Origin of the sequence: Saccharospirillum sp. (genome assembly GCF_039982735.1) — a bacterium.
Classification (GTDB): domain Bacteria; phylum Pseudomonadota; class Gammaproteobacteria; order Pseudomonadales; family Natronospirillaceae; genus Saccharospirillum.
The window spans coordinates 73,352-96,695 of record NZ_JBDWXV010000020.1 but is presented as its reverse complement, the minus strand read 5'-3'; the positions used below and the strand labels follow the sequence as shown (position 1 = coordinate 96,695).

General features: G+C 57.4%; 22 protein-coding genes. 14 read left to right on the top strand and 8 right to left on the bottom strand.

Annotated features, from left to right (window positions below; all coding sequences use genetic code 11):
• Window positions 1-129: 129 nt before the first annotated feature.
• Window positions 130-612: a fasciclin domain-containing protein gene (locus ABJT94_RS17585; RefSeq protein WP_348477364.1), complete on the top strand. Its 483-nt coding sequence runs from the start codon at window positions 130-132 to the stop codon at window positions 610-612.
• A 103-nt stretch (window positions 613-715) separates the two neighbouring features.
• Here the strand turns inward: ABJT94_RS17585 and ABJT94_RS17580 are convergent, their stop codons facing one another.
• The 5 genes from ABJT94_RS17580 to ABJT94_RS17560 all read right to left on the bottom strand — a co-directional run bounded on the left by ABJT94_RS17580 (window position 716) and on the right by ABJT94_RS17560 (window position 5,507).
• A complete protein-coding gene (locus ABJT94_RS17580; protein ID WP_348477366.1) occupies window positions 716-1,642 on the bottom strand; it encodes a glyoxylate/hydroxypyruvate reductase A in 927 nt (308 codons plus the stop codon).
• Between the two features lie 46 nt (window positions 1,643-1,688).
• On the bottom strand, window positions 1,689-2,471 hold the full coding sequence (gene nagB / locus ABJT94_RS17575; protein WP_348477367.1) for a glucosamine-6-phosphate deaminase: 783 nt from the start codon (window positions 2,469-2,471) through the stop codon (window positions 1,689-1,691).
• Window positions 2,472-2,625: 154 nt separating this feature from the next.
• Window positions 2,626-3,768, bottom strand: a complete 1,143-nt coding sequence (gene nagA / locus ABJT94_RS17570) for an N-acetylglucosamine-6-phosphate deacetylase (protein WP_348477368.1) — start codon at window positions 3,766-3,768, stop codon at window positions 2,626-2,628.
• A gap of 81 nt (window positions 3,769-3,849) precedes the next feature.
• Window positions 3,850-4,626, bottom strand: coding sequence for a GntR family transcriptional regulator (locus ABJT94_RS17565; RefSeq protein WP_127556753.1), 777 nt, complete (start codon window positions 4,624-4,626; stop codon window positions 3,850-3,852).
• The gene (locus tag ABJT94_RS17560; RefSeq protein WP_348477370.1) at window positions 4,626-5,507 is read right to left on the bottom strand and encodes a BadF/BadG/BcrA/BcrD ATPase family protein; all 882 of its coding nucleotides are present in this window, start codon (window positions 5,505-5,507) and stop codon (window positions 4,626-4,628) included. Before ABJT94_RS17560 ends, ABJT94_RS17565 begins: the two co-directional genes overlap by 1 nt.
• A 403-nt stretch (window positions 5,508-5,910) precedes the next feature.
• Between ABJT94_RS17560 and ABJT94_RS17555 the strand changes: the two genes are divergently transcribed.
• The 11 genes from ABJT94_RS17555 to ABJT94_RS17505 all read left to right on the top strand — a co-directional run bounded on the left by ABJT94_RS17555 (window position 5,911) and on the right by ABJT94_RS17505 (window position 19,544).
• Window positions 5,911-7,788, top strand: coding sequence for a family 20 glycosylhydrolase (locus ABJT94_RS17555; RefSeq protein WP_348477372.1), 1,878 nt, complete (start codon window positions 5,911-5,913; stop codon window positions 7,786-7,788).
• Between the two features lie 167 nt (window positions 7,789-7,955).
• On the top strand, window positions 7,956-9,209 hold the full coding sequence (locus tag ABJT94_RS17550) for an extracellular solute-binding protein (protein ID WP_348477373.1): 1,254 nt from the start codon (window positions 7,956-7,958) through the stop codon (window positions 9,207-9,209).
• 252 nt (window positions 9,210-9,461) lie between these two features.
• Window positions 9,462-10,451, top strand: coding sequence for a sugar ABC transporter permease (locus ABJT94_RS17545; RefSeq protein ID WP_348477374.1), 990 nt, complete (start codon window positions 9,462-9,464; stop codon window positions 10,449-10,451).
• Window positions 10,452-10,458: 7 nt separating this feature from the next.
• Window positions 10,459-11,301: a carbohydrate ABC transporter permease gene (locus tag ABJT94_RS17540; protein WP_348477375.1), complete on the top strand. Its 843-nt coding sequence runs from the start codon at window positions 10,459-10,461 to the stop codon at window positions 11,299-11,301.
• A gap of 577 nt (window positions 11,302-11,878) precedes the next feature.
• A complete protein-coding gene (locus ABJT94_RS17535; RefSeq protein ID WP_348477376.1) occupies window positions 11,879-14,233 on the top strand; it encodes an efflux RND transporter permease subunit in 2,355 nt (784 codons plus the stop codon).
• Entirely contained in the window at window positions 14,233-15,045 is an 813-nt protein-coding gene (locus ABJT94_RS17530; protein ID WP_348477377.1) for an outer membrane lipoprotein-sorting protein, read from the top strand. The genes ABJT94_RS17535 and ABJT94_RS17530 overlap by 1 nt, the downstream gene beginning before the upstream one ends.
• The gene (locus ABJT94_RS17525; protein WP_348477379.1) at window positions 15,045-16,400 is read left to right on the top strand and encodes a DUF1302 family protein; all 1,356 of its coding nucleotides are present in this window, start codon (window positions 15,045-15,047) and stop codon (window positions 16,398-16,400) included. The genes ABJT94_RS17530 and ABJT94_RS17525 overlap by 1 nt, the downstream gene beginning before the upstream one ends.
• An 83-nt stretch (window positions 16,401-16,483) precedes the next feature.
• A complete protein-coding gene (locus ABJT94_RS17520; protein ID WP_348477380.1) occupies window positions 16,484-17,164 on the top strand; it encodes a TetR/AcrR family transcriptional regulator in 681 nt (226 codons plus the stop codon).
• Window positions 17,165-17,207: 43 nt separating this feature from the next.
• Complete coding sequence (locus ABJT94_RS17515) at window positions 17,208-17,504, top strand: 2Fe-2S iron-sulfur cluster binding domain-containing protein (RefSeq protein WP_348477382.1); 297 nt, start codon at window positions 17,208-17,210, stop codon at window positions 17,502-17,504.
• A gap of 178 nt (window positions 17,505-17,682) precedes the next feature.
• Window positions 17,683-19,068, top strand: a complete 1,386-nt coding sequence (locus ABJT94_RS17510; protein WP_348477383.1) for an AlkA N-terminal domain-containing protein — start codon at window positions 17,683-17,685, stop codon at window positions 19,066-19,068.
• Window positions 19,065-19,544: a methylated-DNA--[protein]-cysteine S-methyltransferase gene (locus ABJT94_RS17505; RefSeq protein ID WP_348477384.1), complete on the top strand. Its 480-nt coding sequence runs from the start codon at window positions 19,065-19,067 to the stop codon at window positions 19,542-19,544. The genes ABJT94_RS17510 and ABJT94_RS17505 overlap by 4 nt, the downstream gene beginning before the upstream one ends.
• Here the strand turns inward: ABJT94_RS17505 and ABJT94_RS17500 are convergent.
• Window positions 19,503-19,964: a GNAT family N-acetyltransferase gene (locus tag ABJT94_RS17500; RefSeq protein WP_348477385.1), complete on the bottom strand. Its 462-nt coding sequence runs from the start codon at window positions 19,962-19,964 to the stop codon at window positions 19,503-19,505. The genes ABJT94_RS17505 and ABJT94_RS17500 overlap by 42 nt on opposite strands.
• Before the next feature lie 226 nt (window positions 19,965-20,190).
• On the opposite strand from ABJT94_RS17500, the gene ABJT94_RS17495 reads away from it, so the two are divergent.
• Both ABJT94_RS17495 and ABJT94_RS17490 read left to right on the top strand, forming a co-directional pair.
• Window positions 20,191-21,366, top strand: a complete 1,176-nt coding sequence (locus ABJT94_RS17495; RefSeq protein WP_348477386.1) for a hypothetical protein — start codon at window positions 20,191-20,193, stop codon at window positions 21,364-21,366.
• Window positions 21,367-21,431: 65 nt separating this feature from the next.
• Window positions 21,432-22,322, top strand: a complete 891-nt coding sequence (locus ABJT94_RS17490) for a DMT family transporter (protein ID WP_348477387.1) — start codon at window positions 21,432-21,434, stop codon at window positions 22,320-22,322.
• On the opposite strand, the gene ABJT94_RS17485 is transcribed toward ABJT94_RS17490, so the two are convergent.
• Window positions 22,319-22,837 carry a GNAT family N-acetyltransferase gene (locus ABJT94_RS17485; RefSeq protein WP_348477389.1) on the bottom strand — a complete coding sequence of 173 codons (519 nt, stop codon included), beginning with the start codon at window positions 22,835-22,837 and terminating at the stop codon, window positions 22,319-22,321. The genes ABJT94_RS17490 and ABJT94_RS17485 overlap by 4 nt on opposite strands.
• Window positions 22,837-23,313 carry a ribonuclease E activity regulator RraA gene (gene rraA, locus ABJT94_RS17480; RefSeq protein WP_348477390.1) on the bottom strand — a complete coding sequence of 159 codons (477 nt, stop codon included), beginning with the start codon at window positions 23,311-23,313 and terminating at the stop codon, window positions 22,837-22,839. Before rraA ends, ABJT94_RS17485 begins: the two co-directional genes overlap by 1 nt.
• Between the last annotated feature and the right edge of the window lie 31 nt (window positions 23,314-23,344).

The window sequence follows — 23,344 nt, the reverse complement described above, 5'->3', positions numbered from 1 at the left end:
CAAACCGGTTGATTAGCCAGGAGCGTATCTAGGGTGCAGTTCGATCTGTCGAGTGCAGATCCTAACTTTGAAATCGCCGGATACCGTTTATCCCGCAAACCGATAACGCACGACAGGAGTTTTACTGATATGAACTTGATCAAACGCGCAACCATTAGCCTGGCTTCCGTAGTCTTCGCAGCAACGGCGTTTGCCGGCGCTCACATGGCCAGCAAAGACATTGTTGAAACCGCCATCGAATCCGACGACTTCAACACCCTGGTCGCCGCCGTTCAGGCTGCTGGTCTGGTCGAAACATTGCAGGGCGACGGACCTTTCACCGTGTTTGCCCCTAATGATGCCGCCTTCGACAAGATCCCCAGCGCCACTCTGAACAGCCTGCTGGAAGACCCGGAAGCCCTGGGCGCCATTCTGGGCCTGCACGTCGTGGCCGGTAAAGTGATGGCCGAAGACGTCGTCGGCCTGAGCAGCGCCGAAACCATTACCGGTGAAACCCTGACGATCGAAGTCATGGGCGGCAAAGTCATGGTGAATGGCGCAACCGTGATCGCCACCGACATTGAAACCTCAAACGGTGTCATTCACGTGATCGACACCGTCATCACTGAGTAAATCTGTTCTATTCAGACATCGCTTTCAGCGTGATGCGTTAACGGGCTTCGGCCCGTTTTTTTTATTGCAGAGCCGCTCACTCAAGGCCTGTCGAAGCCCCTGCTCAATACTCCCGGCTCAAATCTACCGGGTACCGGGGCGGCTCACCGGCCCTAACCTGGCGCAGATTATCGATCGACAGCCGGATCACATCCGACGGATCGCTGATCGAGGCAATGTGCGGCGTGACCCAGATATTCGGGTGTGACCAGAGCGGGCTCTGCGATGGCAGCGGCTCAGTCTCGAACACATCCAGAATAGCACCGCTGAGCTGCCCGACTTCCAGCGCAGGTATCAGATCATCTTCAGCCAGCGATGCACCCCGGCCCACATTCATGATCACAGGCTGGCGTTCGCACCGTGCCCACAGTTCGCTGCCGAGCAACCCGCGGGTGGCGGAAGTCAGTGGCAATAGATTGATCAGATAATCCGCCCTGGCCAGACCAGCATTCAAGCCAGGCTTCCCGGTCAGAGATTCCACCCCCTTCAGTTTCTTCGGCGACTGACTCCAGCCACTGACCTTGTAGCCCTGCACTGCCAGTGATTCTGCTACCGATTGACCCAATTCACCGAGACCAAGAATCAGCACCTGCTCACCCCAGCGGCCATCGTGCCAGTCCCAACGCTTTTCATTCTGGGCCTGAACCAGTCTCGGCATATCCAGCTGCCAGTTGCTCAACTGAGCACAGACATAACGCACCATCCGGTCTTTCAGAGACTGGCCCATAAAACGGGCCACCGGCCAGTCGGCGGGAAAACCCGCATCCAGCAGGTGATCCACTCCGGCGCCCCAGCTCTGCACCAGTTTGACCCCTGTATAGGCTGACCAGTCACGGACTTGCGGCTTCCAGGCAAGCACCAACTCAATGCTGGCCGGGTCATAGTCTTCACCCGGTAACCAGACCGGATCGGTAATACCCAGTCGCTTGAAATCGGTTTTAATCGCATCGAGCCGGCTTTCGCTGCCGGTCATATCCACCAGAATGGCCATACTGCGTCTCTGTACTCGGAGTGAACTCGCTACCCTACCACAGAGTTCAAACGCCGGGCAGGCGCTGATTTTCCTGCTCGATGTACTGGTAAAACGCCACATCTTCCAACTGACTGGCCGCCGCCCTGTCCAGCACCAGCGTGGCTTTGGGGTGCATTTGCAAAATAGACGCCGGGCACCGAGCCGCGAGCGGCCCCTCTACCGTCGCCCTCACCGCCGCCGCCTTGCCCTCACCGGTCGCCAGCAACAGAATCTGCCGCGCCTCCATAATGGTGCCAATGCCCATGGTGATCGACAGATGCGGCTGAAACTCACCGTCATCGAAAAAGCGCTGGTTGGCCCTCACCGTATCCGGCGTCAGCGTTTTAACCCGGGTGCGCGAGGCCAGGCTGGAACTGGGCTCGTTAAAACCAATGTGACCATTGCGACCGATACCCAATAACTGCAAATCGATGCCACCGGCGGCTTTAATCGCGACTTCATACGCATCGCAGGCGGACAGCGGTTCCTCGGTAGCGCCATCAGGAACAGCCGTATTGGCCAAATCAATATCCAGATGCCGAAACAGATGCTCATTCATAAAGTAGCGATAGCTTTGCGGGTGTGTACCAGCCAACCCCAGATATTCATCCAGATTAAAAGTACGAGCTTTGGCAAAGCTCAATTCGCCGCGCTTCACCCGTGTAATCAATGCGTTGTACAACGCAATTGGGGTTGAGCCGGTAGCCAGGCCCAAAACAGAGTCTGGCTTGTTGTTTAACTGATCCGCGAACCGGTCTGCACCATAGCTGGCGACTTGTTCGGGTGTGTCCAGAATTACGATTTGCATGTCAACGGCTCGAAGATGATTAAATGAAATGTTTGCTATGAGTGAAACGGTTACCAAGGGTTAGAAATTCGTACGGTTCAACCACTGACTATCCAGGGATCGCCACAAATCAAAAAGCAACCACCGAACCAATTTCGGCCGCAGAATTTCGAACTCATGGCACTAACCTAAGACCAGCCCGCCAGAGCCCCTTCACGTTCATGGCGTCATCGAACCAGGTTAGATCTGCCATGCGGCCCGCTCGCAAGCTACCGAAGCGATCATCGATGCCGAGGTATTCCGCCGGGTAGCGACTGGCCATGGCAATGGCTTCATCGACCGGCACCTGCAAGTGCTCGCAGCAATAACGCACGGCATCGACCAGGGAAATGGCACTGCCGGCGAGTCGGCCCGCCGCATTGACCAGACGGCCATCGACTTCGGAAATCCACTCGCCATAGAGTCGGAATTGTTTGTCCACAGAGCCAATGGTCGCCATCGCATCGCTGACCAGATAGACCTTGCCTCTGGGCTTGGCTTTCAAAGCCAATCGCAAAGAGGCCGGGTGCACATGAATGCCATCAGCGATCACGCCGCACCAGGTTTCATCACTGGCCAGAGCAGCCCCGACCACACCGGGCTCACGACCGGTTTGCGGGCGCATGGCATTGAACAAATGGGTAAAACCGGATAAGCCAGCATGGATGGCTGCGTTTACCTCATCAAACACCGCATTGGTATGGCCGGCGCTGACGCGCAAGCCCAGCGACGCCATACGCTGAATGTCGGCAACCGCTACCTGCTCTGGCGCCAGCGTAACGATGCCCGGAATGGTCGCCGCCCGCTCCAGCCACTGCCAGTCGGCTGCCTCCAGTTTGCGCAACTGATCCTGATGGTGCACCCCATTGCGTTCGTTACTGAAAAACGGGCCTTCAACATGAATGCCCAGAATACCAAAATGCGGATCGGCACTGGCAGCAATGGCGGCGTCTACCGCTTGCTCGGTCACCATTCGGGTATCGGAAATTACGGTCGCAAGAATGCGTGCTACGCCTTTGCGGGCATGACCTTCGGCCATCGTCTTCAGAGTCGATAGACTGGGGTCATTGTTCAACAGCGCGCCACCGCCACCATTGGCCTGCAGGTCCAGCAGACCCGGTGCCAGCAAGCCGCCTTGCAAGGTTTCTGCAGCGTAATGCGAGGGGATGTCGCTTGGCGAAACCCGACCCACCAGGGTGTCGCCTTCAATCAGAAGCGCACTGGTACCCAGTCGCTCAAAACCGTCAAATACAGCGGGGGCAATTAATGCCGTATGCATACTCTGTCCTTCCTGGCCGAACCCGGTACAAACCCGGGTTAATGACTGATTGATCGGTCTCGTTCGGCCAGGCCAACAGGCTCAGGCCGGCATCGCCGATAATTCAGTCACGAAATCGTAGATGTCACCCCGGTACCAGGACCGGGTAAATTCCACCGGGCGGTTGCTGCCATCGAAGCCCTGGCGTTCGATGTACAGCACCGCGTCGCCCGGCGCGATGTTCAGATGCCGCGCCACTTCGGCATCGGCGTTGTGCGCGGTCATGGTTTGCAGGGCGCGAACCGGCCGGGCATTGGCTTCATCGAGCGCCTGATACAGCGACACGTTCACGTCCTTAGCGTCAGCAATAATGCTGCCGGGCACCGAGGCAATCTCGTAGGCCATGGGGGTTTCACTGGCAAAACGCACCCGGGTGTAACGACCAACCCGGCTTCCGGGCGACAGATTCAGCGCCATGGCTTCGCGTGGTGAACTTTGCACCGTTATCCGGCTCACCCATTCCGACGAGGGCTCAAGGCCTCGGGTAATCATGTCTTCGGTAAAGCTGTTCAAAACCGAGAGGTTCTTGTGAATCGACTTGCGTTCGCCTGAGGTCACTACCGTGCCTGCACCCTGGCGCTGGCGCAGCAACCCCTCATTCACCAGTGCTTCAATGGCTTTGCGGACGGTGACCCGGGAGACACCCAGCGCAACGGCCAGCTCACGCTGGGGCAATAAATAGTCGCCGTCTTTGAGCAGGCCTTCGTGAATGGCCTGACTCAGGGAGCGAGACAGTTGCGTATAAAGTGACCCGGGGCGATCCGGATTCGGGGTCAGAAAATCGATCAGGTCCTGATCGTTAAGCGGTGCTGTGGCCATCAGTCGGGGCTCCTCGTCTGGGCCAACCGCAGTGCCCCGTCCAGTGCGTCGCCCTGCGCGGTGCGCAGCTGCAAACGATGTCGCTCTGCCAGCAAAGGGCTGACCCGGGCGGCCAGGCCACCCATCACAACAAGTGGCTGGGGAGTCGGGCTCAGGGCGTCCAGCAATCGATCCAGAATGTCGAGCTGGTCAGAGACGATCTGGCGGGCAATGGGGTCGGCCTGGTCATACCAATCCATTACCAAAGGCGCCAGCTTACCATAATCGACGGACTTGGCCTTTTGGGCCCAACCAATAAGACCACTGGCCGAATCATGGTGCAGTGCCCAGACTGCCCGGGTCAGGTCAGTGCCTTCAATCAGGCCGTCCCGTTGCCAGAGAGCATGCCGCACAGCTTGCATACCCAGCCAGGCGCCACTACCGCCGTCGTCCAGCGGAAAGCCCCAGCCAGAGACCTGACGCCACTGCCCTTGCTGGAACGACACGCCAATCACGCCGGTACCAACCACCAGCAAGGCACCGTCAGCACCGTCATGGGCACCAACACAGGCAATCTGGCCGTCGTTCAATAACTGGAACCGGGCAAAGCCATGGGGTCGTGCCAAAAACGCGGCCGCAGCAGATTCGATTTCAGACCCCGCCAACCCGGCCACAACCACCAATCTTTTCCGGTCAGCCGGTTGCAGACCACTGGCTTGCAATACACTGGCCGTAGCCTGATCAACCGAGGCCCAACTGGTCTCAACGCTCTGATACACGTTGGCACTGCCGGCACTGGCTTCAGCCAGCACCTGGCCACCGGCGTCTGCCAGCCGAACCCGGCAGGAAGTCCCACCCCCGTCGATCCCCATAAAAAGAGGCGAACTTGTTGCGGTTGTCATTTTCCGGCGCCTCCTTTTTTTGTGGCTTAGTCCGTGCAGGCTACCGGGTGTACCTAGCCGGGGTCGTCGTGAATCCATCCATGGAGACTAGGCCGCAGGATATGAATCCCATCCATGGGATTCACCCTTCGGGCTCGCTCCGCTCATGCCAAAACGCTCCTGGCGTTTTGGTCCATGCTGCGGACTCCCCCGGCTAGGTACACCCGGCAGCCTGCACTCGGTTGGTTGCCAATTTCAGAATTTAAAACCTGAATAACTGCCGTTCAGGTTACTTGTTGTTGCTACCCTGACCTCAAGTTTTGACAACATGGGGGTCAGAATTATTTCGGGCAAGAATACGACCTTTCACTGGCCATGACAATACCAATATAATACCTTTAAGAAAAACACTAAGGACTCAAACATGACATTAACGGCCGAACTCGCCATCACCGCCCGGGATGGCCACTACCATTTGACGCTTACGTTGCCTGAATCGCTTGCCAGAGAGCCTGCCGCAACCGAACTCTGTTTCAGTATCGCGCACCCTATGGACCTGTCGAGTTTAAAAGGCGCCCGGTTGCTGGATGCCCAGGGCGACTGGCATCGCATTGAACTGGAGGCGCCCTGGACGGGTGAACAAGCGGTGACCGTGAGTTTTTCAGGTAAGAATGAGCTGAAAAAGCTGACCGATCGCCCCTACGGTGTTTATCTGGTTCAGGGTGAGAAACGCCTGCCGGTTCGGTTCGAAGGTGAAGCAGAGCGACACTTTATTAAACCCGTTGCGGTGCCCCCCGATACCCTGAGTTTTATTCCCAGACCCAGTCATTTAAGCGCTGACTCGCCTTCGATTCCCTGCCCGATCGCTCTGCGATTTATAGCTACACCCTCTGGCCCAGCCTGGAACACTGGCTGGTATCAGCGGCTCATGGCCCGGCTCAATACCTCCGCCCCAGCACTGGCTGATGATGGATTTCCGATTAACGCCACACTCGCCAGCGACCTTGCCGAAAGCTTTCGACTGAAAGTTGATAATCAGGGCGCTGAATTGAGTTATCGAGATGAATCAGGCTTTTACGCTGGCCAGGCGTATCTGATGCAGTATCTGCTGCAGTGGATACTGGCCGGCTCGCAACCGGGCGTCACCCTGGCTGGCACATCGGCTTTTGCGTACCGCGGTGTGCATCTGGATGTGGTACGGCACTTCTTCCAGGCCGGTACAATCCAGGGTTGGCTGGATATCATCGCCCTGCTGCAATTCAATCACTTCCACTGGCACCTGACCGATGACGACGGCTGGCGTGTGCCAAGCGAGGCTTACCCGGAACTGGCGCGCATTGCGGCCTGGCGGGGGCACGACCTGCCTGTGTGTCCGCAAATGGGCTCCGGTTCAGAGCCCTATGGCGGGGCTTATACGCCTGATGAAATTCGTGACACCGTGAGCCTCGCACGGGAACTGGGCATCACCGTGGTGCCGGAACTCGACATCCCCGGCCACGCCCGGGCCTTGCTGATTGCCTTGCCAGAACTGGTTGAGCCAGACGATGCCTCTGTTTACACCAGTGTTCAGCACCATCACCGCAATGTGATCAACCCCGCTTTGCCGAAGACGTCTGAAGTGATGAAAACCCTACTCGACGAGTGGTGCTCGTTCTTTCCCGGCCCCTTGTTCCATCTCGGGTCGGATGAAGTACCTGACGGCGTCTGGCAGGGGTCACCGGCTGCCCAATCCTGGTCCGAGCAGAGCGGTCAGCCTGTCGATACCTTGCACGGTGCTTTTATGGCAGAGATGGAACGAGAGGTTCAGGCACGAGGGAAGACCGTTGTCGGCTGGGAGGAAATTCGTACCGGCCAGGCCGTTTCCACCGACACCTGGGTGATGTCGTGGCAAGGCATTGAGGCAGGCCAGGCCGCCGCCGAGGCCGGGCATCCGGTGATAATGACCCCCGCCCACCATTGTTATTTCGATCTGGCCGTGACGGATCAGCCTCTCGACCCCGGCTACTATTGGGCCGGTACCGTCACTCTGGAAAAAGCCTGGGCGTTCGATCCACTGGCTGGCCTCTCTGACACCGCTAAGGCAAAGATCAAGGGGGTTCAGGCCTGTTTATGGACCGAGATCGTCGAAACCCCACGCCACGCCGAGTACATGTGGTTTCCACGCCTGCTGGCAACCGCCGAGGTGGCCTGGGGCACCGGCGCGGAGCGCACTTTTGCTCAGTTCGAACGGGATGCCCGGGTAACAATGAATCTGTTGGCTCACCTTGGTATTGCCGCTCGCGATGAAGCCGCGAGCTGGTAAGCAACTGATTTATTTGACTATTTTGAGAGAGGCTCAAAAAAGCAACAAGAAAAATCAGGCTGGTTATTGCTTGGTACTACCATTGGTATTATATTGGGCTTGCCCTTATCGAAGCATTCATTAAAAAAGATCACAGGCTGTGATCTGCCAACAATAAAGAGGTTCATATGAAACTCATCAAAAAGACCCTGGTTCTGGCGACTGCAGCGGCCACACTTGCTACCAGCCACCTGGCCTTCGCGGAAAGCACAACGGTAGAAATGTACAGCTGGCGCATTCAGGACGAGGCGCTGATTGATTACATCAACGAGAAAAACCTGATCCCGGGTGTTCAGATCAACCTGAACGTCTATACCGAAGACATTGAATCCAAGCTGCGCATTGACATGCAGACCAACCGGCCAGACCTTTACCACGCCAAAGCCGGCTCTGCCTGGATGCAACCCTGGATCGACGCGGGTGTTGCGGCTCCGGTCAGCGACCTCGGCATCGATATGTCGGCCTTTGGCGAGGCTGCCCTGGCGGGCGCGACCGGCAGCGATGGCCAGGTTTATGGCGTGCCTTTTGTGATGCAGATGGAGTCCATTCTGTACAACAAGTCGGTACTGACCACGGAACCGACCAACCTGGAAGAACTCGAAGCCACGTTTGAAGACCTGAAGGCTCAGGGCATCGTACCTCTTCACGTCGATGGTCGAGATGGCTGGTACCTGAACCAGGTACTGCACGAAACACTGCTGGCGGGCCTAACCAGCGATGAATGGGCCCAGGGTGTTGTGGAAGGCACGGCCTGCTTTACCGACGACATTTATGTTGACGCCATGGCGCGTTTTAAGTCCTGGCAGGACAAAGGCTACCTGAACCCGAACCCGATGGCGGATGACTACGGCGCCATGCGTACCGGCGTAGCACTGGGTACCTCGGCGATGATGATCGATGGCATCTGGTCTGCAACCCCGGCCTCCCCTATGTATCAGATAGATCCGGAGCTGCAACTGGGCTACATGGCCATTCCGGGCTCGGCGAATAAAGTCTATGGCTTTACCGATGCGCACCTGGCCTACAACCCGCAGTCTGATGACATTGAAGCGGTTGAGAAGGTGCTGGAATTTTACGCCTCGCCGATGTTCGCACAGTTGTTTGCTGACCTGGTCGAAGCCGTACCTGCGTCGAACTACCCGGTTGATGTAAACAATGAGCGCGTGCAAATGGCCTCAGAGATGATCGCCAACAACTCTCTGGTCGCCCAACCGTTCTTTGCCGACTCACTGATCAGCGTCGACCCGGGCTATCGCCCACTGGTCTCGGAAGGTCTGCAAGAGTTACTGGCGGGCAAGATCACCCCGCGCGGTCTGGCTGAAAAGATCCAGTCCGGTCTGAACCAGTCGGATTACATAGGCGCGGCTAACTGCGCAATGTAAACGGAAGTATCGGTCCTAGTTCCCGGGCTTGCACCCTATAAGCGGCGGATGCCGGCGGTGCCTCTGCAGGGGAGTCCGCAGCATGGATGCTGCGGCCTGGGCTCCATGGAAGGATTCACGCCGACCCTGCAGAGGCATCAGCGGTAGCCGACGCGGACCATAGCCACTGAAGCTATAGAAACCGGTGCTACATAGGGAGCCTCTGATAAGGCTCCCGCTCCCTCTTCTCTACCGCCTGCAAATGTGACTATCATGACACGACATGCCCCCGCTGAGCCTTTGGCTCCACTGAGCACCGCCGACATGCCAGACGACAAACAAGCCAGCCGTGTAAAGCTCAGCTATCGCACGATTGAAAAAATTCAGCGCACGCTGCTGCTAACGCCCGGCGTACTGCTCTACAGTGTATTCAATTTTATTCCGTTGCTGATGCTGTTTTACCTGAGCCTGGTCGACTGGCCCGGCATTGGTCCGAAAGAATTTGTTGGCCTCGACAACTTTGCAAAAGTGTTGACCCAACCCTATTACCGCGATCAGATGATCAACGCACTGCTTCAAAATGTGATCTTTTTTACGGTCATCATTGGCTGCTTTTTGATTATTGGTACTGGACTGGCGCTACTGCTGAGTTTTCGCACTTACGGTCGGAAAACCTATCAGGTGTTGTTCTTTTTACCCTACCCGATGGCTGGTGCTGCCGTTGCTTATTTGCTCGACTTATTTGTACACCCGCGCGGCCCACTAAACGCGGCACTTACCCAATGGGGCCTGGCCGACGCGCCTATTCCCTTTTTAGGCTCGGAAGACACCTCGCTGATTACCATGGCGTTGTTTTACTCCTGGCACCGCATGGGGTTCGCCATCATTCTGATTTTGTCAGGCATTCTCGCGGTTCGAACCGATCTGCTCGAAGCCTCAATGCTCGATGGCGCCAGTCGCTGGCAATCGATCCGTCATGTCGTGTTCCCGGTGCTTGGCCCGGCCTTTATTCTGATCACGGTGATCGTGCTGGTCGATGTGTTCAACAACGCCGATTACATTCTGCTGATCATGGGTCCGGAAGCCGGCCCGCTGCGCTCAACCGACATCATGGGTACCTTTTTGTTCCGCACCGCTTTTGGCGGCAGCGCTGACACCACCGACACCAATTTCGGTCTGGCAGCGGCCATTGGGCTGCTAACCGCACTGATGATATTACCGGCGGCCATCTTCCTCGCGCTGCGCAATCTACGGAAAACCTGAGGCCGTTATGGACAAGATATTCAAGCTCAACAAACGTGAACAGTTGCTGGTGCAATTCATCATGCTCGCCTGGGTCGCGGTGGTGCTGATTCCCTTCGGCGCAGCCGTACTCAACGCACTGAAGCCCAACGTCGGGCAGGTATTTCGCGAACCCTTCGGCCTGCCAGACCCCTGGACCTGGAGCAACTTTGCCAAGGCCTGGGTCAACGCCAATTTTGCACAGTACTTTGCCAATTCAACCATCATCGCGGTCAGTTGCGTCGTGCTGGTCACCTTCTGCGCCAGCACTACCGCCTTTGTGCTAGCGCGGATGCCGTTCAAAGGCAGTACCTTTATTTTTATCTGCTTTTTATTCGGCGTCATCATCCCTATCCGGCTCGCACTGGCACCGTTGTTCGACATTGTGCGGTCGCTCGGATTGCTCGACTCGCTGCTTGGGGTCATCCTGGTTCAAAGTGCCAGCATGATGCCGGTGTCGGTATTCATTCTGGTCAGCTTTATGAAAGGCATTTCGACCGAATTGGAAGAAGCCGCCAAGATGGACGGCGCCCTGCCCTTCACCCTCTACTGGCGCATTATTTTCCCGCTAATGCGACCCGCCATCGCCACCATCGCCCTGCTGACCTTCGTGCAAGCCTGGAACGAATACTTTCTGCCGCTGATCTTTTTGCAATCAGAAGCCAACTACCCACTCACCCTGGGCCTGCAACGCTTCAACCAGCAATTCTCAATCCAGTGGCACATGATGTTTGCCGGCATCCTGATCATGATGGGCCCCACCATCATAGCCTTCATGCTGGCCTCCAAGCAGTTCATTGCCGGGCTTACTCAGGGTGGCGTTAAGGAGTAAGTGGTTGCATTAACTTCCGGTTGCTCTGCCTCCGAGGTTAGGGGCGGAGAATCGGGTGCTGTCAGTCGGGGTCGCTGTGAATACCTCCATGTACGCTTGACTTCGGGATATGAATCCCATCCATGGGATTCACCCTCCGGGCTCGCTGCGCTAGTGCTAAAACGCTCCCGGCGTTTTAGTCCATGCCTCAGACATCCCCGACTGACAACACCCAATCCCCCACCCCCGATTTCACCCGCGGTTAATTAATCAGTGTTAGAAATACTTAATATCAAGTTCTTGATTAACCACGTTACAAACTATCGTTGAGCTGGAACCAACTAGATAACTCCAGCAGCACACATATTTAGCAGCTTGTGCCACTGCCCGACACCCCAACTCCCAGCCCTTTAAGTTCAACCTCTTAAACAGCCACATAGTTAGCCCCATCTCTTGACCTTCCTCCCACTGAACCCTCCAGACTGCCTCCGCACAAATATTTACACTGTTATATTTACACCGTATATTTCTAGTGATAAGTTTGCATCGTTAACTTAACACCATAAACATAATGAGTGATCAACACAGGAGCATGACAATGAACGGATTGATACGGGGTTGGGCACGATGCGTGGTGCGCGGTCGCTGGGCTGTACTGGCTCTGGTGGCTGCGGCTATGGGCCTGGCCTTTGTGCCGATGGGCAACCTCTACTATGACAACTCCAATGAGCGATTCTTCCTTGAAGATGACCCGAACCTGGCGACGTTTAACGACCTGTTATATCGCTTTGGCGATGTCGAATACCTGTCAGTCGGGATTGAAGCCCCGGCTGGTGATGCCGACCTGTTTACGCCGGAAACGCTCGGTGTGATCGATGAGCTGACCCGGTTCCTGGAGGACCGGCCAGAAGTGACCCAGGTGCGGTCGCTGAGCAAGTACCAGTACACCCACTCGGGTGGCGGTATGTTAAGTACCGATACCGTATTTGAAGAGATTGATAACCCGACCGCCATTGCCGACGGCCGCGAGATCATGCTCGGCGAAGACATGGCGCTGGGCAGCCTGCTGACGAAAAACCTGCGCCACACTCGCATTGCGGCTCGGGTGCAGTATGAATCGGGCACCAGCGAACTGAAGATGTCGCTGATGGCCTCGCTGCGCGATTTTATCGCCGAACAAGGCTATGAGACACAGGGTTATCCGCTTCGGTTAAGTGGGCAGCCGGTGTTCAATGAACAGTTCGAAGTGTTGTCGAAAAGCGATCAGGCCTGGATCAACCCTGCCATGGCGCTGGTGATGATTATTATTCTGGCGTTTAGTTTTCGCTCAGTTACCGGCACGCTCGTGCCCTGGGTCTTGATCGGCAGCGCTATTACGCTGGTCACCGGCATACAGGGACTGATGCGCTGGCCGCACTCGGTGGTTGAATCGGCCCTGGTGCCTGCGCTGATTATCATTGGCGTGGGGGTTTCTGTGCATGTTCTGGTCGAATTCTACCGGTTTCGTGGTGAGGGTCTGTCGCCCAAAGAAGCGGCTCAACGCACCATTGAACACCTTTGGGTGCCTGCGTTTTTTACCGCCTTTACGACAGCCGCTGGCTTTATGGCGCTGAGCGTTACCCAATTGGTACCTGTTCAGCAATTCGCCTGGTTAGGTGCCATAGGCGCCATGATGTTGTTCTTACTGGCGATGACCCTGCTGCCGGCCGTGCTGAGCTTTATTCCCTGGTTTTCCGACCGTACCCGTCACAGTGTCGATACCGGTCTGGTTGCGCGCATTACCACAGCAGTGCCCGGCTTTACGTATCGCAACCGTCATCTGCTGACACTGCTCGGTGCCACCTTACTGGCCATCAGTTTGGCTCTGATTCCGCGCATTCAGGTCGATTCGAATTTCATCACCTATTTCAAGGAATCCAACCCAACCCGGGCAGACCTGAATTACTTCGATGAACAGTACAACGGTATTCAAAACGTTGATTTGATGATCGACAGTGGCGAGGTACGGGGCATTCACAACCCGACCTTTCTGAGCGAAGTGGACCGCCTGCAAAGCTGGCTGGAAACCCAGCCGGAAACCGGTGAAATCAACTCCCTGATCGATTTTCACAAGCGCATAAATCAGTCGTTGAATTTCGACGACCCGGCCTATTCACGCCTGCCCGACTCCCGCGAAATGGCGGCTCAGTTTCTGTTGTTGTACGACAACAGCGGCAGCGATGAAGACCTGACCGACGCGAAGGATTTCGACGAGCGCTGGCTGCGCATGTCGGTGCCGATTCGCAACATGGCCGCCAGTGACACCTCCGCCTTTCTCGACCGTTTGAAACAGGAACTGCGCGACGAGTACCCGACACTGACCACTGAAATAAGCGGTAGCATGGTGATGTATAACGCTCAGGATGAATACATTAACCAGGGCATGTTCCAGTCGTTTCTGGTCGCGCTGGGCATCATGGCCGTCAGCTTTATGGTGCTGTTCCGCTCGCTGAAATATGGCCTGATCGCGCTGGTACCGAGCATTGTTCCGATCCTGATGACCGGTGCCCTGTTGGTGATTCTCGGCATTCCACTGAACCTCGGCACTATGGTGGTCGGTGCAATGACCATGGGTATCGCGGTCGATGATGCCATTCACATGATGAACCGCTATCTGCGTGCCCGTGCACGTGGCATGACGGCATCGCAAGCCATTACCGCTGCCAGCGACCAGGCCGGCCGAGCGGTGATTTTCACCTCTATCGTCCTGGTCCTCGGCTTCAGCATGATGCTGTTCGGCTCCTTTATTCCCTACATCTACACCGGGTTGTTTGCGGCCAGCATTATGGCGCTTGCCCTGCTGGGTGATCTGATTTTCCTGCCCGCATTGCTGCATCTGATCGACGGCCGCAAGGTCGTTGAACCCAACCCAACGGCCTCTCTGTCAACCTCATCCACCGGAGGAACACTGTAATGTCTGTCTATAAATTTCTAACGATCACGTCGCTGTCACTGGCCGCCTTACTAAACGTTGCCCAGGCGGAAACCCTGAGCGCCCGCGAAATCATGGAGCGCGTCGATGACCGTTACACCGGCGACTCGTCCGTCTCGGACGCCAACCTGATTCTGATCGATCGCAACAATCGCGAGCGGGTGCGCGACCTGAGGTTGTACTCGCTTGAAGAAGAAGGCGTTACCAGGGCAGTCACCTATTTTCTGGCACCAACCGACGTCGCCGGAACGTCGTACCTGAGTTACGACCATGACAATCAGGAAGACGAAGCCTGGCTGTATTTGCCAGCGCTGAAACAGGTGCGCCGGGTCGCCGCCGGTGATCGCTCAAACTCCTTCATGGGCAGCGACTTCAGCTATTCGGATCTCAACGGCACCACGCTTGAGTGGTACGACTATGAGCTGCTCAGTGACGACGAGAGCGTCGACGGCCACCCGGTCTGGAAGATCGAGTCACGTCCCAAGCCCGAATTCGCTGAACAGGTCTCCAACGAGACAGGCTATGAACGTTCTCACTTGTGGATCCGTAAAGATAATTTCATGCAGGTTCAGGGGCAGATCTGGGTTGAGCGCGGTGGCCGGGTGAAATATTTCAGCGCCCGGGAAATCGAAGAAGTCGACGGTATCTGGACGGCGCATCGCATTCAGATGATCACCACCCGCAACGGCGAGCGCGAACACGGCAGCGTGTTTCAGATCAACCGGGTTGAATACAACGAGCATACCGATCCTGGTCTGTTCACCACCCAGGCGATGCAACGGGGGCTGAACTGATGGCCGCACTCCCCTTTCCCAAGGCGGCGTTAGGTTTGGCACTGGTCATGCCGGGCCTGGTGCTGGCCGAGGATGACTTTTTTGGCGCACTCGACACCCAGGCTACGGCCGCCGAACCGGTCTCACAAAGCCCGGTGCAATGGCTCGGCTGGGTTCAACAAAAAGCCGCCTATGGCTACCGGGCACCCGAGCCCGGCCCAAGCCGGGACAAGGCCGCGCTGACTCGCCTTGAGACCCAGCTTTACGGCCAGATGAGCGCCAGCCAAGAAGCTTGGTCCGTTCGGCTCGCCGGGTCTCTCACTTACGATGCATTGCCAGACGTGAGCGAAGCGGATGCCTGGGAGACCCACAATTTCACCGACGCCCAGGCAGAAGAACGCCGCTGGCAGGCCCAATGGGCCGATAGTTACCTTGGCTGGCAAGACGGCAATTGGTGGCTGAAGGCCGGGTACCAGACACTGGCCTGGGGCCAGGCGGAATCGCTGATCGTCACCGATGTGCTGGCCCGGCGCGACCAGCGCTGGCCTGGCCAGCAGGATCTGGAACAGACCCGCCTGCCGGTGCCTGCCCTCAGCCTGAACTGGGCGGGCAAACTGGATGTGGCGGTGCTGGGCTGGGCTGAAACCGACCTGACTCCGGCCCCCTTTGACGACTTCGATCAACGCGCTGGCCTGCGTGCCAGCGGTATTGAAATCAGAGACAAAGAAGCTGAGAACCCACTGGGCGTTGCCGTGCGCTGGCAACAGCGCTGGCCCGGGCTCGACCTGACCTGGCTGGCAGCCGATGTGAATGCCTTCGAAGCCACACTGAGCGACGTCAGCTACAGCGGTGCTATTCCCGAAGCCGCCACCTTTCAGCCGGAACGACGCCGGGTGCTGGGCCTGAGTGCCCAGCTCGCCCGGGGTTCCTGGCTGCTGAAAACCGAGCAAGCCTGGCATCAGGGGGTGCAGCACGCGACGGACAATGCGCTGGAACCCTGGGTCGAGTCCGATGAATGGCGCGCCATGATCGGGGCCGATTACAGCGGTTTCCGCAACCTGACGCTGACACTGGAAGTCGGCAGTCAACTGTTGCTGGACCCGCCAGACGACATCGCCGATGACGAAATACGGCTGTCGCAATCGGCACGCGCCCGTTACACCACCTGGAATGACCGGTTGGAACTGACCGCTCAGGGCGTGAATTTGCCCGGTGATGCTGGGCAGGTTGTGCGGCTCGCCGCCGACTGGCAAGTCAGCGACCCGCTCTCGGTCGGCCTGAGCGCGGTTGACTACCTCGCTGATGGGTCAGACCAGGCCCTCTACGGCGTGCGCAATCAGGACGCGGCGATCTTCAATCTGCGGTATGGGTTTTAGAGAGTGTTGCTGCAGACTCATAACGGGCGAAACACCGGCTTCATTCTGGTAGACTGGCCGGTGTTTCGGTTTTGAGTATCCACATGAGTCGTCAAAAGAAATCCAGCTACCACCACGGCAATTTGCGGGTCGCATTAATGGATGCCGGTTTCCGGTCACTTGAAACCGGGCAGCTGGAAGACCTGAGCTTGCGCGCTCTGGCCAAGGAGGTCGGGGTAACGCCAACGGCGGCCTACAATCATTTTGCCGACAAGATGGCACTGATGGTTGAAATGAAGACTGAAGGCTTCCGCCGGTTCGATGCGTTTTTAGCCGAACATCTGGAAGCCTTTAAAGAGGCATCGGCGGAAGACAAGGTACGCTGCCTCGGCCGCGCCTACATGGCCTTTGCGGTCGAGCATCCTGGCATTTTCAACCTGATTTTCTTCTGGACGCCAGAACAGAAGTACCTGACGGACGCCCTGGCTCATGCGGCCGCCTGTGGCGAGAGAATGCTTCAGGATATCGTTGCCGACATGTTACAAGTCGATGGTATTGAGCTGAACGATTATCAAAAATCAGTGGCCTGCTTCAGCGCCTGGTCGATGGTTCACGGTATTACCCTGCTGCTGAAAACCGGCGTGGTCGATGCTGTGACCTATTGCGGCAACTGGCCCCAGGAATTCTCCAGCCAGAACCCGGAATCCCAGGCACATATTCTGGAGCACCTACTGGAAATTCAAATCGAAGGCCTGAAGCGAGTGCTGCCCGGCGTTAAGCCATAAACCATCTTTTTTACCAAGCCACTTAAGGAGCAGAGCGACAGCAATGACGACCGTCTCCATACAATGGCAACAGGCCCCCGTCGGCTATATTCAGGGTGACCCCAACCTCACCCTGCATCAAAACCTCGATAACCAGGGCATCACCCTGCGCAAAGCCTGCGACAATGGAGCCTGTGGCATTTGCCGCTGCCGCCTGACCTCCGGCGCCATCGATTACCGCGGCCGCCACCCCTACGGTTTAAACTCCGGCCTGCAAGCCGACGGCTGGATTCTCCCCTGCATCGCCTACCCCAAAACCCATGTAAAACTGGCGGACTTGCGGTTTACGAGTGAAGCCTGAGGTTCGTTAACTGAGTTAGAAATTCACGTATAAACAATTATCCCTAGTTTCTCACCATACAGTGCAAAGCGGACACGGAATCAGTCCAATTCTCCCCTCACTCACATTCAGTTCCGTTTCCGGCCAGTTTTTCATACTTTTCGGGTTACACTGATCCTCGTGAACTGAGGACAATATTGTGACCCACTGCCACTACCAACAAGCCCGACTCGCACGCGACCACCGATTCGATGGCCGGTTTTTTGTGGCGGTTAAAACCACCGGCATCTACTGCCGACCAATATGCCCGGCACCAGCGCCAAAAGAGCAGAACGTCTGCTATTTTGAAACGGCCATTGCGGCCGCTAACGCCGGCTTTCGTCCCTGCCTGCGTTGCAGGCCAGACAGTGCACCAGCGTCCTCGGCCTGGAAAGGTACAGATACTACGCTAGAGCGGGCGCTGCGATTGATTGATGGCGGGACCCTGATAACTGGCAGCGTCACTGACCTTGCGGATCGGCTGGGCATTACCAGTCGTTATCTGGGCCAGTTGTTTCAGCGTTCTGTCGGCACCAGCCCGAAACAATATGGGCTTTACCAGCAAGTGCTGTTCGCCAAGAGTCTGCTGCAACAGACCGATATGCCGATCACTGACGTGGCACTGGCCTCCGGGTTCAACAGCGTACGCCGTTTCAATGACTGCTTTGCCAGCGTGCTTCAAATGACGCCGCGTTCGTTGCGACGTCCAACGGGCAAACGAATTCAGGAGCCGGGTATCCGGTTGTTGTTGAGTTACCGCCCCCCTTACGACTGGGCGGCGTTACGCGATTTCCTGCAGACCCGGTTAATTGACACCCTGGAATGGTGTGGCGATGACCACTACGGTCGCACCTTTCGCCTGGCCAATGGTGCTTCCGGCTGCTTTACGGCCTGGCACCGGCCTGAGCGATTCGGGTTTGATGTTTCGCTTCAGTTCAGTCAAGCCGTACCCTTACTGCCGGTGGTGCGGACCATCCGCCGGCTGCTGGATCTCGATGCCGACAGCAGCACCATCGACGCTCATCTGGCGCCGATTCAGGCAGAAGTTGGGCCGGAACGGCCGGGCTTACGGTTGCCGGGTACCTGGGATGCGTTCGAAGCCGGTATTCGTGCCATTCTCGGGCAGCAAATCAGTGTGGCGGCAGCGCGCAACCTGGTGCGCCAGCTTGTGGCTGAGCAAGGGGAAGTGTTGAGCGGAGCGGACGATGAGCATCGCCTGTTTCCCACCCCGGCGGCGCTGGCTAACAGTGATCTGGCCAGCCTGAAAATACCCGGACGCCGGCGCCAGACGCTGATCGATTTCGCCCGCTTCTTCGACAACGAGCCCGACCAGGCCGCAGACCCGGAGCATTGGCTGGCGCTCAGCGGCATCGGCCCCTGGACGGTGAATTACGCCCGCATGCGCGGGTTGGGCGACAGCGATGTCTGGCTTGGGTCTGATCTCGGGGTGAAGAAAGCCCTGGGACAGGCGAAGGGTGCCTGGCAACCCGCCGATGCCTCACCCTGGCAAAGTTATCTGACCTTTTATATGTGGAATCTGCTATGAAACCGGTTTATCAGAGTGTATTGCCTACCCCGATCGGCACGGTGCGCATACTCGCCAATGACGAGGCGATTACGCGCATCGATTTTGTCGACGAAGCTAACGCTTCAGCTCATGCAGAGAACGACGTAACTCGTTTGGCCCGGCAGCAGTTGACTGATTATTTCGAAGGCCAGCGACAGGCATTTGATTTGCCGCTGGCCCCATCGGGTACCGAATTCCAGCAAGCCTGCTGGCAGGCCCTGGTGCAGATACCCTATGGCGAGACACGCTATTACGCCGAGCAAGCCCGGGTGATCCAGCGCCCGAGCGCGGTGCGGGCTGTTGGCGCAGCCAATGGGGCCAACCCGATCTCCATTGTGGTGCCTTGCCACAGGGTGATCGGGAAAAGCGGTCAGTTGACGGGTTATGCGGGTGGGTTGGACCGCAAGGCCTGGTTACTGGCCCTTGAGCGGGGTGCTGTAACCACTGGTCAGTGATTCGGGCAAAGCCACTGCGCCCACGGTGCGCTGATAGAACTCTATAGGCCCCGGGTCACCAATGAACGCATACACATACCCCCGAGCCCTCAGCCGATGCAGTGCATCGAGCAACAAGGCCTTGCCCAGCCCCAGGCCGCGGGCCGATTCGGCCACGCCGGTTGGCCCGAAAAAGCCGGGAAAGGTCACATCGAAACAGGCAAACCCCAGAATCTCGGTGCCGCGCCGGGCAATCAGTACCCGGCACGGGTGGTGACCCAGCCCATTGGCCACCTCGCTCGACCAGAGCGTGCCAAAATGGTCGCGCACCCAGTCGACTATCACCTCTCTGTCCCAGGTTTTGGCTGGCGTCAGTTCATACCCTTCTACCAGGGGCGGTATGACGGGCAAGTCTGACAAACCAACAATCATATCGGTCATGCTCGGTTCCTACTTGAGTCGAAGTCGACAATTTAACAGGCTGAGAGCCTGGTTTGGAAATCCGGACCATTTGAAAGCGATGAACTCAAGATGAACGCCAAGGTTAAAAAGGCAAAAAGGTGACCAGTTGCACTCGCACCGGCTATTCGCCTGCCTGATAATAGCCCTATTGACACAGCACCCGGCCCTCACCTTTCTTGCCGCCGGGCGACAAGGAGACACCGACATGCGCGCCACCGCTTTCGTTTTAATGCTGGCCATGACCCCCTGGGCCTGGAGCGAGACCCGGCCCGAACCGGTCAGTGTTATCAGCACGGCCTTTGCCGACACCCAATCCGCCGCCTGCCGCCTTGCATTTGAACAGGCTGAAGATGATGCCCGGGCACAACTGGGCACTGGCGACACAGACCGTCTGGAGCTGGTCAGCCGTACCGATGAACGGCTAGGCACCACAGAAGACGAGCGTTTTGAATGTCAGGTCGAGACCTTCTGGCTTGAACGCCAGGCGCTAACAGCAGAGCAGCCCCAGCCAGACAGCATCCGTGAAGACCCGTTGCGTTTGGGTGGTCTGGAATCCATAGAAGGCCGGTACCAGGCCGATTGCCGGGCCAGCCGTCGAGGTGAAGCGTGCCGCGAGCAGATTGAAACCGAGGCTGGTGAGGCGCTGCTGAACCGGCTGTTACAGCGTGAAGGCTTGTCAGACGACGAATTGGCACTGGAATCAGACGGGTTCGAAGGCAGCCAGACATTCGACTACGACCAGTCGGACCTGACGCTGACCATGGACGGCACCTTCTACTTCATTCGGGTCGCCCCCGAGCAGCAAGACACTGACTCGACACCAGCCCCTGAACCCACAGGCACCCAAGGTGAACTGACCCGCGCCAAGCCAGCCAAGCCTGGCCCAATGGATAACCTGGACGTTACTCTGTTCTACGTTTGGGATGGCAACGACAGCGCCAGTGAAGATGAACTGGCACTCAGCGCTCGCCGCTGGGGCGTGGGACTTTGGGTCGATAACCGCATTGGTGTCTCGGCCTTCTGGGGCGATGAACGAGCCGGCATCGCCGATTCACGCGGTAACGTTCATAACGCCGGCGACCGTTACGACATTCGCGGCGTCGGCATTGGTTATCGCGTGTTCGACAACCGCTCAGTCACACTGGAAAACATGCTTCACTACGTTGATGCCCAGCCCTACTCAACCGCCAATCTCGACCCGGGCTGTGCCGCCTGCACGTCCCGCAGCTACGAAGCGGAAGATTACTTCCAGGCGTCCGTAAACCTGAAAACCAACAACGAAGGCCTCAACCTGGGCTGGATGCTGACCTGGAAATTGCGCGACGATGTCACCCAGTTCGACAGCCTCTCCGGCGGCTGGTATGTGGAGTTGCAGTTTTAAGCTTTACTCACCCAGCACCAGTCGCTAGCCTAGCCCGCTCATTTTAGGCTACTGGCGAGCAAGTGATGTCATCTGAAACCCGGGCGCTGTGTTATGCACTCGCTGCTGTACTGCTCTGGTCAACTGTCGCCACGGCATTCAAAGTTGCTCTGGGGTTTGTCACCGTCAGTCAGCTAATGTTCGGCGCTTCAGTGTTTTCGGTGATCGCTCTGGCGGCTACGTTGCGGGTTCGGGGTGAACTGCGCCAGGCCCTGCAGCGGTTCTGGTCTGATCGCAATGCGGCCTTTCGGCTCGGGCTGGTCAACCCGGTACTCTATTACGCCGTTCTGTTCGAAGCCTACGACCGCCTGCCTGCTCAGGTCGCCCAACCGGTGAACTACACCTGGGCGATCACCCTTGGGCTGCTCTCTGTCCCCTTTCTCGGTCATAAACTGACCCGCTGGGATCTGATCGGCATGTTGCTGGGTTATTCCGGTGTGGTGTTCATCTCGCTGGCTGGCAAAAACATCTCGGGCACACTCGATGGTTTCGGGCTTTTTCTGGCGTTGTTTTCCACCCTGCTCTGGGCCGGCTACTGGCTACTGAACGCACGCGACCCCCGACCGCCGATCATTGGCCTGTTCCAGAACTTCAGCTACGCCCTGCCATTACTCCTGATCTGGATGCTGGCTACCGACGGCTTCCCCGCCATGAACAGCTGGCAACCCTGGGCGGCCCTAGCCTATGTGGGCGTGTTTGAAATGGGCGTCACCTTTGTTTTCTGGCAATTGGCGATGCACTACACCAACAACGCCAGCCGCATCGGCACGCTGATCTTCCTCTCACCCTTTATCAGCCTGTTCCTGATCCACTTCGTGCTTGGCGAACCCCTGCAATTGATGACGTTCGGCGGCCTCGGCCTGATCATCGCGGGGCTCTGGTTGCAGCAGCAAATGGCAAGGCGGGAAGCACCCTAGCCTTCATCAACCGTCTTAAACAACTGAAACCCGCGCGCTTCGTAATTGGCGCGCGCATTGGGGTGATCACCCGAGCAAGTATGTAGCCAGACTCGTTTTGGCAGATTGCCCCGTTCATCAGCGAACGCCCAGGCCAGGTGCAGTGCCTCGGTCAGAAAGCCACTGCCCAGACCCTGGCCGATGAAGGGTCGCGACAGACCAAAGTTCTCTATCTCGATCTGGTGGCCCTCGCCGTCGATCAGTGGCTGACGCACCATCTCTACATAGCCCGCCGGGCTGCCCTTCAGGTAGAGCACCCAGGTGCGGACTTCCGGGCGTTCAACCTGGGCTTGCCACTGCTCGAGCGACCAGCTGTTCTTTTGGGTCCAGTCCCAGTCTTCGCCGACCAGCTGGTACAAAAACCGGTTAAACGCCGCCTGGCGAATTTCAGCTTCAGCCAGCACGGTATCCGCGTGTTCCAAACGCTTGCCGGTCACTGCCTCGGGCGAGCGCATTTCCAGGTGCCAGACAATCATCAGAACAGCTGCCTTTTGCTGACCACGATGCCGGTTTCATCGGCATAGAGGTACATTCCCGGCTCGATCGTCTGACCCGCAAAGGTGACCGGTACATCGACATCGCCCAGACCTTTCTTTTCGGTCTTCACCGGAATGCTGGCCAGGGCCCGCACACCAATGGGCATGCGCTGCAGTTCGTGAATGTCGCGTGCGCAGCCGTTGATGACGACGCCCTGCCAGCCGTGATTAACGGCATCGAGCGCAATCTGGTCACCGATCAGGGCTTTGGCCAACGACGCACCCCCATCGACCACCATCACCTTGCCATCGCCATCGGTACCGGCCAGCTCTTTAACGCGGGAGTTATCTTCAAAGCACTTGACCGTCACCACCTGGCCAAAAAACGCCGGTTTGCCACCAAAGTTTTGAAACAGCGGTTCGAGGACAAGTACGTCATCGGGGTTGTCATCACATAAATCGGGTGTATTCCACATGGGCTCTTGACTCGCTTTCTTTGGCAATGAA